The organism is Variovorax sp. PMC12, from assembly GCF_003019815.1.
Lineage (GTDB): Bacteria > Pseudomonadota > Gammaproteobacteria > Burkholderiales > Burkholderiaceae_C > Variovorax.
This window is the reverse complement of record NZ_CP027773.1, coordinates 5,251,927-5,266,722: the sequence shown is the minus strand read 5'-3', so window position 1 is coordinate 5,266,722 and position 14,796 is coordinate 5,251,927. Positions and strand designations below refer to the sequence as shown.

Below are 14,796 nucleotides of genomic sequence, written 5' to 3'. Positions count from 1 at the left end.
GGCCGCCTCTCCCCGCCACCCGATGCCAATCCCATGGAACTGACCCCGCGCGAAAAAGACAAGCTGCTGATCTTCACCGCGGCGCTGCTCGCCGAACGCCGCAAGGCGCGCGGCCTGAAGCTGAACTACCCCGAAGCCATCGCCCTGATCTCCGCCGCCGTGATGGAAGGCGCGCGCGACGGCAAGAGCGTCGCCGAACTCATGAGCGACGGGCGCAGCGTGCTGACCCGCGCCGACGTGATGGACGGCATCGCCGAGATGATCCCGGACATCCAGATCGAAGCCACCTTCCCCGACGGCACCAAGCTCGTGACCGTCCACCAGCCCATCGTCTGAAACTCGAAGAACAAAAGGACTTTCCATGCGCTACAACATTTCCAGAACCCTTGCCCTCGCCGCCTTGCTGCTGCCGCTTGCGGCCAGCGCCCACACCGGCGTCGACGGCGGCATGCATCACGGCTTCGCCACCGGTTTCCTGCACCCGCTGACCGGCGCCGACCACCTGGCCGCGATGGTCGCGGTCGGCTTCTGGAGCGCCCTGGCCGCGCGTCGCGCCTGGCCCGACCTGCTCTGGGCGCCGCTGGCCTTCGCGGGCATGCTGCTGGTGGGCGCGCTGATGGGCCTGGCCGGCGTGCAGCTGCCGGCGGTCGAGCCGATGATCGCGGCCTCGCTGCTGGTGCTGGGCCTGCTGGTGGCCACGCGCGTGCGCCTGCCGGCGGTGGTGGCCATGGGCGTGGTCGGCGTGTTCGCCGTCTTCCACGGCGTGGCCCACGGTTACGAGCTCGCGAGCGAAGAAGGCGCCGCCCTCACGCTGGCCGGCATGGTCAGCGCCACGGTGCTGCTGCACGTGGCGGGCATCGCGGCGGGCTGGGCGCTGCGCCATGCCAACGCATGGCTGCCGCGCGTGGCAGGCGCCGCGGTGCTCGGCCTGGGCGCGACGCTGCTGGCGCAAGCCATCTGAGGCAAGGCTGGCCATGACCCCCGGCGAACTCCTCACCGACGACGGCGAGCACACGCTCAACCCCGGCCGACGCACCCTCACGCTGGTGGTGCAGAACACCGCCGACCGGCCGATCCAGGTCGGCTCGCACTATCACTTCGCCGAGACCAACGGCGCGCTCGGCTTCGACCGCGACGCCGCGCGCGGCATGCGGCTGAACATCGCCTCGGGCGCCGCGGTGCGCTTCGAGCCGGGGCAGCAGCGCACGGTCGAACTGGTCGATTTTTCGGGCGATCGCATCGTCTACGGCTTTCGCGGCCTGGTTCAAGGGAAACTCTGATGGCGACCATTGGAAGGCGTGCCTACGCCGAAATCTTCGGCCCCACCGTGGGCGACCGCGTCCGTCTTGCAGACACCGACCTGCTGATCGAAGTCGAGGCCGACTACACGCTGCGCGCGGGCGGCTACGGCGAGGAAGTGAAGTTCGGCGGCGGCAAGACCATTCGCGACGGCATGGCGCAGTCGCAGCGCACCAGGGCGCAGGGCGCCGTCGACACGGTGCTCACCAACGCGCTCATCCTCGACCACTGGGGCATCGTCAAGGCCGACATCGGCCTGAAGGACGGCCGCATCGCCGCCATCGGCAAGGCCGGCAACCCCGACGTGCAGCCGGGCGTGGACATCGTCATCGGCCCGGGCACCGAGATCATCAGCTGCGAAGGCAACATCGTCACCGCCGGCGGCATCGACAGCCACATCCACTTTATCTGCCCGCAGCAGATCGAAGAAGCGCTGTCTTCCGGCGTGACCACCATGCTCGGCGGCGGCACCGGCCCCGCCACCGGCACCTTCGCGACCACCTCCACGCCCGGGCCCTGGCACATCGAGCGCATGCTGCAGGCGGCAGACGCCTTCCCGATGAACCTGGGCTTCCTCGGCAAGGGCAACGCCAGCCTGCCGGGCGCGCTGCATGAGCAGATCGAGGCAGGCGTCATCGGCCTGAAGCTGCATGAAGACTGGGGCACCACGCCCGCTGCCATCAGCAACTGCCTGGACGTGGCCGACGCCACCGACACGCAGGTGGCCATCCACAGCGACACGCTCAACGAATCGGGCTTCGTCGAGAACACCATCGCCGCCGTGGGCGGGCGCGCCATCTGCGCATTCCACACCGAAGGCGCGGGCGGCGGCCATGCGCCCGACATCCTGCGCGTGGTGGGCGAGGCCAACTTCCTGCCCTCTTCCACCAACCCCACGATGCCCTACACCGTGAACACGCTCGACGAACACGTCGACATGCTCATGGTGTGCCACCACCTGGACGCCGGCATCGCCGAGGACCTGGCCTTTGCCGAGTCGCGCATCCGCAAGGAGACCATCGCCGCCGAGGACGTGCTGCACGACCTCGGCGCCATCAGCATGTTCAGCTCCGACAGCCAGGCCATGGGCCGCGTCGGCGAGGTCATCATCCGCACCTGGCAGACCGCGCACAAGATGAAGCTGCAGCGTGGCAGCCTGCCGGAAGACAGCGAGCGCAACGACAACTTCCGCGCGAAGCGCTACGTCGCCAAGTACACGATCAACCCCGCCATCGCGCACGGCATCGCGCACGAGGTGGGTTCGCTCGAAGTCGGCAAGTGGGCCGACATCGTGGTCTGGAAGCCGGCCTTCTTCGGCGTGAAGCCCTTCACCATCCTGAAGGGCGGCACCATCGCGATGGCGGCCATGGGCGACCCGAACGCATCCATTCCCACGCCGCAGCCGGTGCACTTCCGCCCGATGTTCGGCGCCTACGGCGGCTCGCTCGCCAGGAGCTCGCTCACTTTCGTCTCGCAGGCCGGGCTGGCCTCGGGCATCAAGGAGCGCTACGGCCTGAGCAAGCACCTGAGCGCGGTGAAGAACATCCGCAACGTGCGCAAGCAGGACCTGATCCACAACGGCTACACGCCGAAGATGGAGATCGACGCGCAGACCTATGCGGTGCGCGCCGACGGGCATCTGCTGACCTGCGAGCCGGCGAAGCTGCTGCCTATGGCGCAGCGGTATTTCCTGTTTTGAAGCCGGGGGATGCGCCTGCTTGACAGGCTGCGTATCCTCGAAGGTACTCATCCAGCCAGCGGGCGCCCTCCGGGGCGCTCCATTTGCACCATGCTCACCGCCAACAAACTCATGCCCCAGGGCCGCGGCCTCGCGCCCGTGCTGCTCAAGCGCGCCGCCACCATCGAGCTCGACTGGGACGTCCGCCAGAAGAGCCGCTTCGACGCCACCGATTCGCAGGGCCGCCAGATCGGCGTGTTCCTGCCGCGCGGCACGGCGGTGCGGGGCGGCGATGTGCTGGTGGCCGAAGACGGCTCCCTGGTTCGCGTGATCGCGGCGCCGCAGCCGGTGCTGCGCATCACGCACTGCACTGCCCACGGCACGCCCTTCGACCTGACGCGCGCGGCCTATCACCTGGGCAACCGGCATGTGCCGATCGAGCTCAAGCCCGATCACCTGAAGATCGAGCCCGACCATGTGCTGGCCGACATGTTGCGGTCGATGCACCTGATCGTCGTGGCGGTGGAGGAGGCGTTCGAGCCCGAAGGCGGGGCCTATGGATCGCACGAGCATTCGCATGGTGGCGGCCACAGCCATGACCATGACCATGACCATGACCATGATCACGGCCACGCTCATGGCAGCAGCAAAGGCCCGAAGCCGCTGGTGCTCGCGCCCGAACTGCTCGACGAGCACTCGCACGATCGTGACCACGGGCATCACGGCCACTCGCACTGACATGCGGGCCTGCTTTTCGATTCGCCGCGCTGGATGTTCGGGGCGCGCTCCCGCCGGCGGGGTACCTTGCTCCGCGAATGTCCCCCGCCCTTCGGGCTCCTCCTTTATTTCGCTGCGCAAGGCACCCCATCGGCGCGAGCGTCGGACAGAGCAGTCGTCGATCGGCCGAATACCAGCGGCGTGCCCCGTGCACAGGCCGCCGGGTGCTCCCCGCAGCGAAATAAAGGAGGAGGCCGCAGGCCGGGGGACATTCGCGGAGGGGAGTACCCGGCGGCCTGTGCACACGCCCCGAACAGCAGCGCCCCGAACAGCCGCAAGCCACTGAAATGACGGCCCCCAACAGCCTCCTGCAGCTGATCTGGCTCGCCTCCCCCGCCCTGCCGGTAGGCGGCTTCTCCTACTCCGAAGGCGTGGAAGCGGCCGTCGAATGGGCCGGCATCGACTCCGAGCAGCGCGCCGCCGAATGGCTCGCCGACCAGTTGCACCTGAGCTTCGCGCGCGGCGACCTCGCCGTCTTCGCACAGGCCGTGGAAGCCTGGCGCAACAAAGACACACAACGCGTGCGCCAGCTCAACCAATGGGTGCTGGCCACCCGTGAATCCGCCGAATTCTTCCTGCAGACCGAGCAGATGGGCCGCTCCTTCGTCGAGTGGCTCAAGCTGCACCACACCGACACGGCGGAAGTCTTCGCCGACCTGCCCGCCAGCTACCCCATCGCCTTCGCCTTCGCGGCCAGCCGCACCGACGCCGCGGTGCACGACTGCTGCCTCGCCTTCGCCTTCGGCTGGGCCGAGAACATGGTCGCCGCCGCCGTCAAGGCCGTGCCGCTGGGCCAGAGCGCGGGCCAGCGCATCCTCGGACGGCTGGCCAACGAAATCCCCGATGCAGTGACCCGCGCCATCGCCCTGGGCGACGATGAACGCCAAGCCTTCACGCCCCTGCTGGCGGTGCTGTCGGCCCGCCATGAAACACAATATTCCCGCCTCTTCCGAAGCTGAACCGGACACCTCCCCATGACCTCCGCACTGCACCACATTCCCCACCGCACCAAGAAACTGCCGCCGCTGCGCGTGGGCATCGGCGGGCCGGTCGGCTCAGGCAAGACCACGCTGCTCGAAATGCTCTGCAAGGCGATGCGCGACAAGTACGACCTCGTCGCCATCACCAACGACATCTACACCAAGGAAGACCAGCGGCTGCTGACAGTGGCCGGCGCGCTGCCGGCCGAGCGCATCATGGGCGTGGAAACCGGCGGCTGCCCGCACACCGCCATCCGCGAAGACGCCTCGATCAACCTCGAGGCCATCGACCGCATGCTCGAGGACTTCCCGAATGCCGACGTGGTGTTCGTCGAATCGGGCGGCGACAACCTCGCGGCCACCTTCAGCCCCGAGCTGTCGGACCTCACCATCTACGTGATCGACGTGGCCGCCGGCGAGAAGATTCCGCGCAAGGGCGGCCCCGGCATCACCAAGAGCGACCTGTTCGTCATCAACAAGACCGACCTCGCACCGTACGTGGGAGCCAATCTCGACGTGATGGAGCAGGACACGCAACGCATGCGCCGCCAGCGCCCCTACGTGATGACCAACCTCAAGACGCTCACCGGCGTGGCCGAAGTGGTGGCCTTCATCGAAGAGCGCGGCATGCTCGCCGCGGGCTGAGGCGGCCCGCGAGCATCAAGGCAGGCCGAGGTAGACCCGCAGGTCGTCCTTGACGGTGCCCGCCGATGCCACGGCGGTGCGCAGGCGCTCCTCGCTCACGCCGAACCACTGGGTCCAATAGTCGACCTCCTTGAGGTCTGTGACGTCGATCCGTTCATCGTCCTGGGGAATGCGGATCTCTGTGTCTTCGCGCATCGTCTTCTCCTGAAGAACAAATTAAGAAGGAAAGAAGGGCGGCCGCGGCCGGAATGGCAGTTTCTCCAGCCGCCCCATGCGGCCAGCCGGACGAATCCGCTGCCCCGTGCAGGACATTTCCCATAGTCGCTCCCGCGGCCCGCCACGCGGCGCCGTCCTGCACGAGCCGCCAGGGCTTCGATGCTTGAATGCGGCATTGAACTCATTCACTCATGGAATGGAGAAGCCACCATGGAGCCTGACCATCAGCGACTGCTGAGCCTGGGCGTACCCGGACTGAACGACGTGCTCGGCGGCGGCCTGGAGCCCAACCGGCTCTACCTGCTCGAAGGCACGCCCGGCGCCGGCAAGACGACCATCGCGATGCAGTTCCTGCTCGAAGGCGCGGCGCGCGGCGAGTCGGTGCTGTACGTGACGCTGTCCGAGACCGAGCACGAGTTGCGCGGCGTGGCTGTCTCCCACGGCTGGGACATCGACAACGTCCACGTGCGCGAGATGCTGCCCACACAGGACAGCCTGCAGCCCGAAGAGCAATACACCATGTTCCATCCCTCCGAGGTGGAACTGAGCGAAACCACGCTGCGCATCCTGAGCGACGTGGAGGCCATCAAGCCCTCGCGCATCGTGTTCGATTCGCTCTCCGAGCTGCGGCTGCTCTCGGGCACCTCGCTGCGCTACCGCCGGCAGATCCTGGCGCTCAAGCAGTTCTTCGCGGGGCGCCAGTGCACGGTGCTGCTGCTGGACGACATGACCGCCACCGAGCACGACCTGCAGGTGCAGAGCATTGCGCACGCGGTGGTGCGGCTGGAGCAGTCGAACTCCGACTACGGTTCCGCGCGCCGCCGCCTGCTGGTCGTGAAATACCGGGGCCAGTCGTTTCGCGGCGGCTACCACGACTACAAGATCCATCGCGGCGGCCTTCAGGTGTTTCCGCGGCTGGTTGCGGCCGAGCACGTCAGCGACACCACGTTGACCAAGCTGCCCAGCGGCATCGAGGCCCTGGACGCGCTGCTGGGCGGCGGGCTCGAGAAGGGCACCAGCACCCTGCTCGTCGGCGCGCCGGGCACGGGCAAGTCGTCGGTGGCGGTGCAGTTCGCCATCGCCGCGGCCGAGCGCGGCGAGGCTGCGGCGCTCTTCGTCTTCGACGAGAGCGTCACCACCCTGCGCACGCGCAGCGCCGGCCTGGGCATGAAGCTGGAGCCGCATATCCAATCGGGCCGCATCCGCATCAAGCAGGTCGACCCGGCGGAACTTTCCCCCGGCGAGCTGGTGCACGAGATCCGCCAGGCCGTGACGCTGCACGGCGCGAAGGTGGTCGTCATCGACAGCCTGAACGGCTACCTCAACGCGATGCCGGACGAACGCTTCCTTATCGTGCAGCTGCACGAGCTGCTCACCTATCTCGGGCAATCCGGCGTGGCCACGCTGCTGGTCGGCGCGCAGCACGGGCTCATCGGCATGCAGATGCAGACCCCCGTGGACGCGAGCTACCTGGCCGACGCCGTGGTGCTGCTGCGCTACTACGAGGCCGAGGGCGAAGTGCGCCAGGCCATCTCGGTGCTCAAGAAGCGCGGCGGCACGCATGAGCGCTCCATCCGCGCGTTCTCGATGGACGGGCGAGGCCTGATCGTGGGCGAGCCGCTGCGCCATTTCCGAGGCATCCTCACCGGCGTGCCCGTGCCGATCGACGGCGTTGCCACGCCCCCGACGTGACGGACGGCCACACTATCCAGCCGCCGCTGCCGCGAGATCCGCAGCTGCGCGTCCTGATGAGAACGGCCACCGCGAAGGACGCCGTGATGGCCACCGCCGTGCTGCAGCAGGCGGGCATAGAAACACACGTGTGCGCCAATCTCCCGGAGCTGCTGCGCGAGACGGAGCGCGGCGCCGGCGCGCTGCTGATCTCCGAGGAAATGCTCGCGGGCAGCGGCGCCACCGAACTCGCCGCGGCCGTGGCGGTGCAGCCACCGTGGTCCGACCTGCCGGTGCTGATACTCGCGCGGCAAGGCGCCGACTCGCGCGCCATCACCAACGCCATGGAAGGCATGGCCAACGTCACCGTGCTGGAGCGCCCGATCCGCGTGGCCTCGCTGGTGAGCGCATTGCGCAGCGCGCTGCGTGCACGACGGCGGCAGTACGAGCTGCGCCGCATCCTGGAAGACCTCAACGAGGCCGACCGGCGCAAGACCGAATTCCTGGCCACCCTGGCGCACGAGCTGCGCAACCCCATGGCGCCGCTGAGCACCGCGCTGGCCATCCTCAAGCGCAAGCCGCTCACGTCGGAAGCCGCCCGGCCCTACTACGACCTCATGGGCCGCCAGCTGGACCACATGGTGCGGCTGGTGAGCGACCTGATGGAAGTGTCGCGCATCACGCGCGGCAAGATCGAGCTGCAGCTCGACGAGCTCGTGCTGGAACAGGTGATACGCGGCGCGGTGGAACTCAGCCGCCCGCTGATGGACGCCGGCCGCCATGCGCTCGAAGTGCACGTCGCCGACGGCTCGCTGGCCGTGAAGGGCGACAGCGTGCGCCTCACGCAGGTGTTCGCGAACCTGCTGAACAACGCCGCCAAGTACACGCCCGAGGGCGGACGCATCGACGTGTTCGTCGAGAACGATGGCCGGGGCCATGCGGTGGTGCGCGTGAAGGACACCGGTGCAGGCATTCCAGCCGGCATGCTGGGCGCGATCTTCGACATGTTCGTGCAGGTGAGCGGCACCGCGCGCGCCGCGCAGGGCGGCCTGGGCATCGGCCTCACGCTGGTGAAGAGCATGGTGGAGCTGCACGGCGGCACGGTCACCGCAAGCAGCGAGGGCGCGAACCGGGGCAGCGAGTTCACGGTGTCCCTGCCGCTGCTCGGCCACGGCGTGCAGACCGGCGCGAAAGCCGACGCCTCGCAGGCCACGATGGCCGTGCAGCACCGCATCCTGGTGGTGGACGACAACCGCGATGCGGCCGAGTCGCTCGCTGCGCTGCTGGGCCTGCTCGGTGCGCAGGCCGCCGTGGCGTTCAGCGGCCTGGATGCGCTGGCGAAGGCCGAGCACTTCCATCCGTCGGTCGGCATCCTGGACATCGGCATGCCCGGCATGGATGGCTGCGAGCTGGCGCGCCGCCTGCGGGCGCATCCGCGGCTGCATGGCATCGGGCTGATCGCGCTGACGGGCTGGGGCCAGCCCGACGACCGGCTGCGCATTGCCCAGGCCGGCTTCGACCACCACCTGTTGAAGCCGGTCGATGTGGAAGAGCTCGCAGTGGCGCTGCAGAAGCTCGAGCAGCGCGGCCCGGCCTGACGCAGGCCGGGGCGCCCGTTCAGAGTTCGCTGCCGTCGCGCAGCTGCCGCGCCTTGTAGACCAGGCGCACGCTCGCACGGCGCGGGTCGCTGACCTGCTGCACGTAGACGTCGGTGTCGTTGCTCACCCATGCGGCATAGGCGCTGCCCGGGTCGCGCGAGGCCAGCTCGTTGCCGAATGCGCCGCGGCCCCATTGCACCAGCGCGGCGAAGGCAGCCGCGCCGCTGTCGGGGGTGCCTTGCGCCGCCGCCACGTACTCGACGCGGCGCAGCTCGGAAGCGGCAAAGAAGAAGGTGGGTTCGAACAGCAGGCCGGCCATCTGCACGGGTTCCCCGCGCCAGCTGCCGAGCAGCCCGCCGCCCAGGCGCTGGGGCCGCTGCACGCGCTCGGCGGCGGGCAGCGCGGCCTGGAGTTCGTCGGGCGTCATGCCGAGCCGCACGCCCGGCGGCAGGGCCTGCGCATGCAGGGCGCCGGCGGCGACGAAAAGGGCGCTCGCGGCGAGCGCCCGCAGAAGGGTCAGGGAGGCTGTGGATCGCACGTTTGGCATCGGGGGAAAGGCAGCGGCACCGTGGGACCGCGAGTATGACGCGGAGTTCCGCACCGGGCGCTGCCTCGCTGCCCCGGTGCCTCAGTCCTCCACGAAGGCTTCTTCGCGCTTGGCCTTCACCGAAGGCAGCAGCACCACCACCAGCAGCAGCGCGGCGGCGGCCAGCAGGCCTGCCGACAGCGGCCGCATCACGAACACGCTCCAGTCGCCGCGCGACAGCAGCAGCGCGCGGCGCAGGTTCTCTTCCATCATCGGCCCCAGGATGAAGCCCAGCAGCAGCGGCGCGGGCTCGCACTTGAGCTTGAGGAAAAGGTAGCCCACGATGCCGAAGATCGCCACCATCCACACATCGAAGGTGTTGTTGTTCTCCGAGTACACGCCCACCGCGCAGAACAGCACGATCGACGGGAAGAGCCACTTGTAGGGAATGGTCAGCAGCTTGATCCAGATGCCGATCATCGGCAGGTTCAGCACGATCAGCATCAGGTTGCCGATCCACATCGAGGCGATCAGGCCCCAGAACAGCTCGGGGTTGCTGGTCATCACCTGCGGGCCGGGCTGGATGTTGTGGATGGTCATGGCACCCACCATCAGCGCCATCACCGCGTTGGGCGGAATGCCCAGCGTCAGCAGCGGGATGAAGGAGGTCTGCGCGCCGGCGTTGTTGGCCGACTCGGGGCCGGCCACGCCGCGGATGTTGCCCTTGCCGAAGGCGGTCTCGCCCTGCTTGAGCTTGATCTTCTTCTCGATGGTGTAGGCCGCGAAGGCCGACAGCAGCGCGCCGCCGCCCGGCAGGATGCCCAGTGCGGAGCCCAGCGCCGTGCCGCGCAGCACGGCGGGCGTCATGTCCTTGAAGTCCTGCTTGGTGGGCCACAGGCCCTTCACCTTGGCGGTGAACACTTCGCGCTCATGCTCGGGCACGGCCAGGTTGGCAATGATTTCACCGTAGCCGAACACACCCATGGCGATGGCGATGAAGCCGATGCCGTCGGTGAGCTCCGGAATGTCGAAGCTGTAGCGCGCCACGCCGGAGTTCACGTCGGTGCCGACCAGGCCCAGCGCCAGGCCCAGCAGGATCATCGTGATGGCCTTGAGCAGCGAGCCGGAGGCCAGCACCACGGCGCCGATCAGGCCCAGGATCATCAGCGAGAAATATTCGGCGGGCCCGAACTTGAAGGCCAGCTCGGTCAGAGGCGGTGCGAACGCAGCCAGGATCAGCGTGCCCACGCAGCCCGCGAAGAACGAGCCCAGCCCCGCGGCCGCGAGCGCAGGCCCGGCCCTGCCCTTTCGCGCCATCTGGTAGCCGTCGATCACGGTCACCACCGAAGAAGACTCGCCCGGCAGGTTCACCAGGATGGCGGTGGTGGAGCCGCCGTATTGCGCGCCGTAGTAGATGCCGGCCAGCATGATCAGCGCCGACACCGGCGGCAACGCATAGGTGGCGGGCAGCAGCATCGCGATGGTTGCCACGGGGCCGATGCCCGGCAGCACGCCGATCAGCGTGCCCAGCAGGCAGCCCACGAAGGCATAGACGAGGTTCTGCGCCGTGAAGGCAACGCCGAAGCCGATCGAGAGATTGGTAATCAGGTCCATTTGTCTTGTCTTGTTCTTCTATGTGAATCAGCCTGCGATGAAGGTCGGCCACACCTGGAACTGCAGCTTGAGCGCCACCACGAAGGCCAGGTAGCTACCCAGCGCGAGGATCGTCGCAAGCACGGTCACGCCCTTCCAGCCGAAGTTGTCGCCCGCCAGGCTGGCGATGAAGGTCAGTGCGTAGATCGCCACGATGAGCCCCATCGAGGGCAGGCCGATGCTCGGCAGGCCGCCCAGCAGCACGCCGAACATCAGGTTCGCGCCGATGATGAAGGCCAGCGGCTTCCATGCGATGCGGCCGACGGGCTCGCCGTCTTCGGTTTCCACGCTGAGCGCCTTGAGCGTGATCAGCACGCCCATTAAGGCGATGAGGATGCCCACGATCAGGGGAAAGTAGCCCGGGCCCATGCGGGCGCCGCTGCCGACGTTGTAGGTCGTGGCGCCCCATGCGAAGGCCACGCCGAAGGCGCTGAAAAGTACGCCCGAGCAGAAGTCTCTCTGACTCTTGATTCTCACCGTTGATGTCTCCTGGAACTGCATTGATCGGCACAAGACGTGCGCAGCCGATCCTAGGAATTCAGGAGCCCGGTGTGTATGAACAGAACATTGCCGTTCGGCAATGTGCGGAGCCCGGCCGAGCCTGCGTGCGCGTCAGTCGCCGGCCACCGGCAGGTCGATGCACACGCGCAGGCCCGGCGCGGCGTCGCCCAGCTGCAGCCGCCCGCCGTGCAACGCGACCACCGCCTGCACGCTCGCCAGCCCCAGGCCGTGCCCGGGCGTGCTGCGGTCCAGGCGATGAAAGCGCACGCCGATGCGCTCGAACTCGGCGGGCGGAACGCCCGGCCCGTTGTCCTGCACGAACAGCTGCGCCCTGCCGTCCACCGTGTGCGTGCCGATGCGCACCGTGGCGCCGTCGCCCGCGTACTTCAGCGCGTTGTCCAGCAGGTTGGCGGCCGCGCCGGCGAGCAGGTCGCGGTCGCCCAGCGCGAAGGCCATGTCGGCCGGATCGCGCAGCAGCGTGATGTTGCGCATCTCGGCCACCGCCTCGTACAGTTCGGCCACGTCGTCGGCTATGACGTGCAGCGCCACCTGCGCGAACTGCTGCCGCCGCGCGCCCGCCTCCACCTCGGCGATCTGCAGCAGCTTCTCGAACACCACGGCCAGTTCCTCGAGTTCGCGGATGGCGGTGGCCACGGCCTCGCGCTGCGGGTCGCCGGCGCCCAGCCCCTGCTCCGCCGCGCGCAGCCGCACCAGCACGCGCGTGAGCGGCGTGCGCAGGTTGTGCGCGATGGTGTCGGACACATGCCGCACGCCGTCCATCAGCGACTGGATGCGGTCGAGCATCGCGTTGATGTCGTGCTCCAGCAGCGCGAACTCGTCTTCCTCGCCCGACGGCTCGACCCGCTCCTGCAGCTCGCCGGCCGCTATGCGCGCCGCGGTGCGCCGCACCGCGCCCACGCTGCGCTCCAGCTCCTGGCGGAAGACGAAGGTGCCTCCGATCAGCAGCAGCACCGCCACGATGCCCGCCGCCGCGCTCGCGCTCGCGACCAGCGACTCGATCGACTCCTGGTCGCGCAGGTCGTGCCCCACCACCAGCAGGCCGCCGTCGGGCAGGTGCTTCATCAGGATGTAGCCGATGGCGCCCTGGCCCGAGCGCACCACGCGCCGGTGCACGCCGTCGCCGGCGTCCGGCGCCAGCGAGGGAATCTGGTCGAGGTTGCCCGCGAGCTTGCGGCCCTCGCGGTCGGTGAGCAGGTAGATCTCGTTGTCGGAGTTGCGTCCGTCGGCCAGCGCGTAGCCGATCTCGCCGGCCACGCCGTCGGCGCCGCGCGCGTCGTAGCGCACCATCAGCTGCTGCATGCTGGCCGACACCTGGCGCACCATGCGCTGCTGCAGCACGCCCACCGTCTGCATGTAGACGATGGCCAGCGCCGCGAGCATGGTGATTGCGACCAGCAGCCCGTAATAGAAGGCCAGCCTGAAGCCGACCGAGCGCCACAGCTGGCGCAGCGTGCGGATCATTGCGGCGGTGCCAGCGTGTAGCCCACGCCGCGCACGGTGTGGATCAGCGTCGGCGCGCCGCCCGCATCGAGCTTGCCGCGCAGGCGGCTCACCTGCACGTCGATCACGTTGGTCTGCGGATCGAACTGGTAGTCCCACACGGCCTCGAGCAGCATGGTGCGCGTGACCACCTGGCCCGGATGCATCATCAGGTAGGCCAGCAGCCTGAACTCGCGCGGCTGCAGCGCGATGGGCCGGCCCGCGCGCTCCACGTGGCGGCGAGCAAGGTCGAGCGTCAGGTCGGCAACCTGCAGCATGCGGATCTCGGGCCCGGTGCGCGAACGCCGCACCAGCGCTTCGGCCCGCGCCGAGAGCTCCGAGAAGGCGAAGGGCTTGGCAAGGTAGTCGTCGCCGCCGGCCTTGAGGCCGCGCACGCGCTCGTCGAGCGCGCTCAGTGCGCTGAGCACCAGCACCGGCGTCTTCTTGCCGAGTGCGCGCATCGTCGAAAGAATCGACAACCCGTCGACCTCGTTGGGCAGCATGCGGTCGAGGATCACCAGGTCCCACGACTCACCGGTCGCGCGCGCGAGCGCGTCGGTGCCGTCGCGGCTGATGACGGCCACGTGGCCGAGCGAGCGGAAGCCCTCGGCGATGTAGCGGGCGTTGTCGGCGTCGTCCTCGACGATGAGGCAGCGCCACATGGCGGTGGCGCCTAGCACTTGGGCGCCGCGCCATCGTGCGAGGCAGCGGAGTGGGCCGGCGAAGGAAGGAGAGCGGGGAGTGACTGCGTTCTGGTGCTCATGGCGATGGAGTCGGCCGGCCCACCGTCCATCCGGGCGCCGCCGGAACGATCCTAGCCGCGATTCAACCAGAGAACGCGCCGCCGCTTCATTACCATTTGTCCATGTTGGGTCGCTATGCCCGCGGCTGCAGGAGCGGCAGGCGCAGCGTGAGCCCCAGGACGCCGCTTGCGTGCGGTGCCGAATAGATGCGCCCGCCGTGGTGGCTGGCAATGCGTTCGCAGGCATCGGCGCTGGCCCTGACGATCGCCGCATGGGTGCGGTCGAAGAACCGCGCAAGGGGCGGCCTCGCATCGGCGGCATCGAGGTCGCGCCAGTGGATCACGGCATGCTTTCCGTCCGCATGCGCGCACACCTGCAGCGTCGCGTCGGCACGCATCACGCTGGCTGCGTAGGCCGTGACCTTGGCGAACAGCTCGCCGAGCTCCGAGCCGATCGCGAGCACGGGCACTGCCTCCTGCGGCAGCTGGATGTCCACGCGGATGGTCTCGCGGGCCGTGTGGCCCGAGGCCGCGTCGAGCAGCGGCCGCAGGTCTTGCACGCGGCTGGCGCCCAGCCGCTGCCGCATGTCCTGCATGGACTGCGCCGCGCGCTCGCGCGCCCTCGCGCCCTGCCGCAGGTTGGCGACGAACAGCGAGCCCATCATGCAGAGCACGCCGCCCAGGCCCAGCAGAATCACGCCGGCGATGATGGTGCCGAGATGGCCGGTCTGCAGTCCGCCGGTCATCGGCGGGCTCCCTCGGGCGGTGCCTCGGCACCGCGTGCGCATTCGTTGCCGGGGCCGCTGCGCGGCGCTTCGCAGGCCTGCCAGCCCGGCGGCGGCATGCGGGGACCGAACTGCGGCGGCGGCCGGTGGTAGGGCATGGGCGGCGGGGGCAGCACGATGCAGCCCGCGAGGCTTGCGCCCGCCAGGGCGCCCACGAGGAGTCGGAGTCGGTTCATTGAAAACTCGTTGCTGTGGATGGACGAACGGGCAACGAAGAAAGAGGGC

Annotated in this window: 17 protein-coding genes; 9 read left to right on the top strand and 8 right to left on the bottom strand. The window is 68.9% G+C overall.

Annotation, left to right across the window (positions count from 1 at the left end; genetic code table 11):
* Positions 1 to 33 precede the first annotated feature (33 nt).
* The 7 genes from C4F17_RS24675 to ureG all read left to right on the top strand — a co-directional run bounded on the left by C4F17_RS24675 (position 34) and on the right by ureG (position 5,379).
* A complete protein-coding gene (locus C4F17_RS24675; protein WP_056512745.1) occupies positions 34 to 336 on the top strand; it encodes an urease subunit gamma in 303 nt (100 codons plus the stop codon).
* A 25-nt stretch (positions 337 to 361) separates the two neighbouring features.
* Positions 362 to 961 carry a HupE/UreJ family protein gene (locus tag C4F17_RS24670; protein WP_106937014.1) on the top strand — a complete coding sequence of 200 codons (600 nt, stop codon included), beginning with the start codon at positions 362 to 364 and terminating at the stop codon, positions 959 to 961.
* Positions 962 to 974: 13 nt separating this feature from the next.
* On the top strand, positions 975 to 1,280 hold the full coding sequence (locus tag C4F17_RS24665; RefSeq protein WP_106937013.1) for an urease subunit beta: 306 nt from the start codon (positions 975 to 977) through the stop codon (positions 1,278 to 1,280).
* Positions 1,280 to 2,998 (top strand): urease subunit alpha, encoded by a 1,719-nt coding sequence (gene ureC, locus C4F17_RS24660; protein WP_081267910.1) that lies wholly within the window; start codon positions 1,280 to 1,282, stop codon positions 2,996 to 2,998. Before C4F17_RS24665 ends, ureC begins: the two co-directional genes overlap by 1 nt.
* A gap of 90 nt (positions 2,999 to 3,088) precedes the next feature.
* Positions 3,089 to 3,715, top strand: coding sequence for an urease accessory protein UreE (gene ureE, locus C4F17_RS24655; RefSeq protein ID WP_106937012.1), 627 nt, complete (start codon positions 3,089 to 3,091; stop codon positions 3,713 to 3,715).
* A gap of 326 nt (positions 3,716 to 4,041) precedes the next feature.
* A complete protein-coding gene (locus C4F17_RS24650) occupies positions 4,042 to 4,713 on the top strand; it encodes an urease accessory protein UreF (RefSeq protein ID WP_106937011.1) in 672 nt (223 codons plus the stop codon).
* A gap of 15 nt (positions 4,714 to 4,728) precedes the next feature.
* Positions 4,729 to 5,379 carry an urease accessory protein UreG gene (gene ureG, locus C4F17_RS24645; protein WP_106937010.1) on the top strand — a complete coding sequence of 217 codons (651 nt, stop codon included), beginning with the start codon at positions 4,729 to 4,731 and terminating at the stop codon, positions 5,377 to 5,379.
* A 15-nt stretch (positions 5,380 to 5,394) separates the two neighbouring features.
* Here ureG and C4F17_RS24640 read toward each other — a convergent pair whose 3' ends face one another.
* Complete coding sequence (locus C4F17_RS24640) at positions 5,395 to 5,574, bottom strand: DUF3606 domain-containing protein (RefSeq protein WP_081267904.1); 180 nt, start codon at positions 5,572 to 5,574, stop codon at positions 5,395 to 5,397.
* Positions 5,575 to 5,805: 231 nt separating this feature from the next.
* Between C4F17_RS24640 and C4F17_RS24635 the strand changes: the two genes are divergently transcribed.
* Complete coding sequence (locus C4F17_RS24635; RefSeq protein ID WP_081267903.1) at positions 5,806 to 7,287, top strand: ATPase domain-containing protein; 1,482 nt, start codon at positions 5,806 to 5,808, stop codon at positions 7,285 to 7,287.
* Between the two features lie 56 nt (positions 7,288 to 7,343).
* Positions 7,344 to 8,864, top strand: coding sequence for a hybrid sensor histidine kinase/response regulator (locus C4F17_RS24630; protein ID WP_106937697.1), 1,521 nt, complete (start codon positions 7,344 to 7,346; stop codon positions 8,862 to 8,864).
* Between the two features lie 19 nt (positions 8,865 to 8,883).
* On the opposite strand, the gene C4F17_RS24625 is transcribed toward C4F17_RS24630, so the two are convergent.
* The 7 genes from C4F17_RS24625 to C4F17_RS24595 form a co-directional block, all read right to left on the bottom strand.
* On the bottom strand, positions 8,884 to 9,411 hold the full coding sequence (locus C4F17_RS24625) for a hypothetical protein (RefSeq protein WP_081267902.1): 528 nt from the start codon (positions 9,409 to 9,411) through the stop codon (positions 8,884 to 8,886).
* Between the two features lie 81 nt (positions 9,412 to 9,492).
* Positions 9,493 to 11,004, bottom strand: a complete 1,512-nt coding sequence (locus C4F17_RS24620; RefSeq protein WP_081267901.1) for a tripartite tricarboxylate transporter permease — start codon at positions 11,002 to 11,004, stop codon at positions 9,493 to 9,495.
* Positions 11,005 to 11,031: 27 nt separating this feature from the next.
* Positions 11,032 to 11,520: a tripartite tricarboxylate transporter TctB family protein gene (locus C4F17_RS24615; protein WP_106937696.1), complete on the bottom strand. Its 489-nt coding sequence runs from the start codon at positions 11,518 to 11,520 to the stop codon at positions 11,032 to 11,034.
* A 135-nt stretch (positions 11,521 to 11,655) separates the two neighbouring features.
* Positions 11,656 to 13,026, bottom strand: coding sequence for a sensor histidine kinase (locus tag C4F17_RS24610; protein ID WP_106937009.1), 1,371 nt, complete (start codon positions 13,024 to 13,026; stop codon positions 11,656 to 11,658).
* Positions 13,023 to 13,706 (bottom strand): response regulator transcription factor, encoded by a 684-nt coding sequence (locus tag C4F17_RS24605; protein ID WP_081267899.1) that lies wholly within the window; start codon positions 13,704 to 13,706, stop codon positions 13,023 to 13,025. The genes C4F17_RS24610 and C4F17_RS24605 overlap by 4 nt, the downstream gene beginning before the upstream one ends.
* Before the next feature lie 214 nt (positions 13,707 to 13,920).
* Positions 13,921 to 14,532, bottom strand: coding sequence for an ATP-binding protein (locus C4F17_RS24600; RefSeq protein ID WP_199851890.1), 612 nt, complete (start codon positions 14,530 to 14,532; stop codon positions 13,921 to 13,923).
* The gene (locus C4F17_RS24595) at positions 14,529 to 14,747 is read right to left on the bottom strand and encodes a hypothetical protein (RefSeq protein WP_106937008.1); all 219 of its coding nucleotides are present in this window, start codon (positions 14,745 to 14,747) and stop codon (positions 14,529 to 14,531) included. The genes C4F17_RS24600 and C4F17_RS24595 overlap by 4 nt, the downstream gene beginning before the upstream one ends.
* Positions 14,748 to 14,796 lie beyond the last annotated feature (49 nt).

What these genes read in the sequence shown, in the direction of transcription:
- C4F17_RS24670 (WP_106937014.1), top strand. Translation starts at nt 362, where the DNA reads ATGCGCTACAACATTTCCAGAACCCTTGCCCTCGCCGCCTTGCTGCTG.
- C4F17_RS24640 (WP_081267904.1), bottom strand. Translation starts at nt 5,574, where the DNA reads ATGCGCGAAGACACAGAGATCCGCATTCCCCAGGACGATGAACGGATC.
- ureG (WP_106937010.1), top strand. Translation starts at nt 4,729, where the DNA reads ATGACCTCCGCACTGCACCACATTCCCCACCGCACCAAGAAACTGCCG.
- C4F17_RS24650 (WP_106937011.1), top strand. Translation starts at nt 4,042, where the DNA reads ATGACGGCCCCCAACAGCCTCCTGCAGCTGATCTGGCTCGCCTCCCCC.
- ureC (WP_081267910.1), top strand. Translation starts at nt 1,280, where the DNA reads ATGGCGACCATTGGAAGGCGTGCCTACGCCGAAATCTTCGGCCCCACC.
- C4F17_RS24610 (WP_106937009.1), bottom strand. Translation starts at nt 13,026, where the DNA reads ATGATCCGCACGCTGCGCCAGCTGTGGCGCTCGGTCGGCTTCAGGCTG.
- C4F17_RS24605 (WP_081267899.1), bottom strand. Translation starts at nt 13,706, where the DNA reads ATGTGGCGCTGCCTCATCGTCGAGGACGACGCCGACAACGCCCGCTAC.
- C4F17_RS24630 (WP_106937697.1), top strand. Translation starts at nt 7,344, where the DNA reads ATGAGAACGGCCACCGCGAAGGACGCCGTGATGGCCACCGCCGTGCTG.
- C4F17_RS24595 (WP_106937008.1), bottom strand. Translation starts at nt 14,747, where the DNA reads ATGAACCGACTCCGACTCCTCGTGGGCGCCCTGGCGGGCGCAAGCCTC.
- C4F17_RS24625 (WP_081267902.1), bottom strand. Translation starts at nt 9,411, where the DNA reads ATGCCAAACGTGCGATCCACAGCCTCCCTGACCCTTCTGCGGGCGCTC.
- C4F17_RS24635 (WP_081267903.1), top strand. Translation starts at nt 5,806, where the DNA reads ATGGAGCCTGACCATCAGCGACTGCTGAGCCTGGGCGTACCCGGACTG.
- C4F17_RS24620 (WP_081267901.1), bottom strand. Translation starts at nt 11,004, where the DNA reads ATGGACCTGATTACCAATCTCTCGATCGGCTTCGGCGTTGCCTTCACG.
- C4F17_RS24675 (WP_056512745.1), top strand. Translation starts at nt 34, where the DNA reads ATGGAACTGACCCCGCGCGAAAAAGACAAGCTGCTGATCTTCACCGCG.
- C4F17_RS24665 (WP_106937013.1), top strand. Translation starts at nt 975, where the DNA reads ATGACCCCCGGCGAACTCCTCACCGACGACGGCGAGCACACGCTCAAC.
- C4F17_RS24600 (WP_199851890.1), bottom strand. Translation starts at nt 14,532, where the DNA reads ATGACCGGCGGACTGCAGACCGGCCATCTCGGCACCATCATCGCCGGC.
- ureE (WP_106937012.1), top strand. Translation starts at nt 3,089, where the DNA reads ATGCTCACCGCCAACAAACTCATGCCCCAGGGCCGCGGCCTCGCGCCC.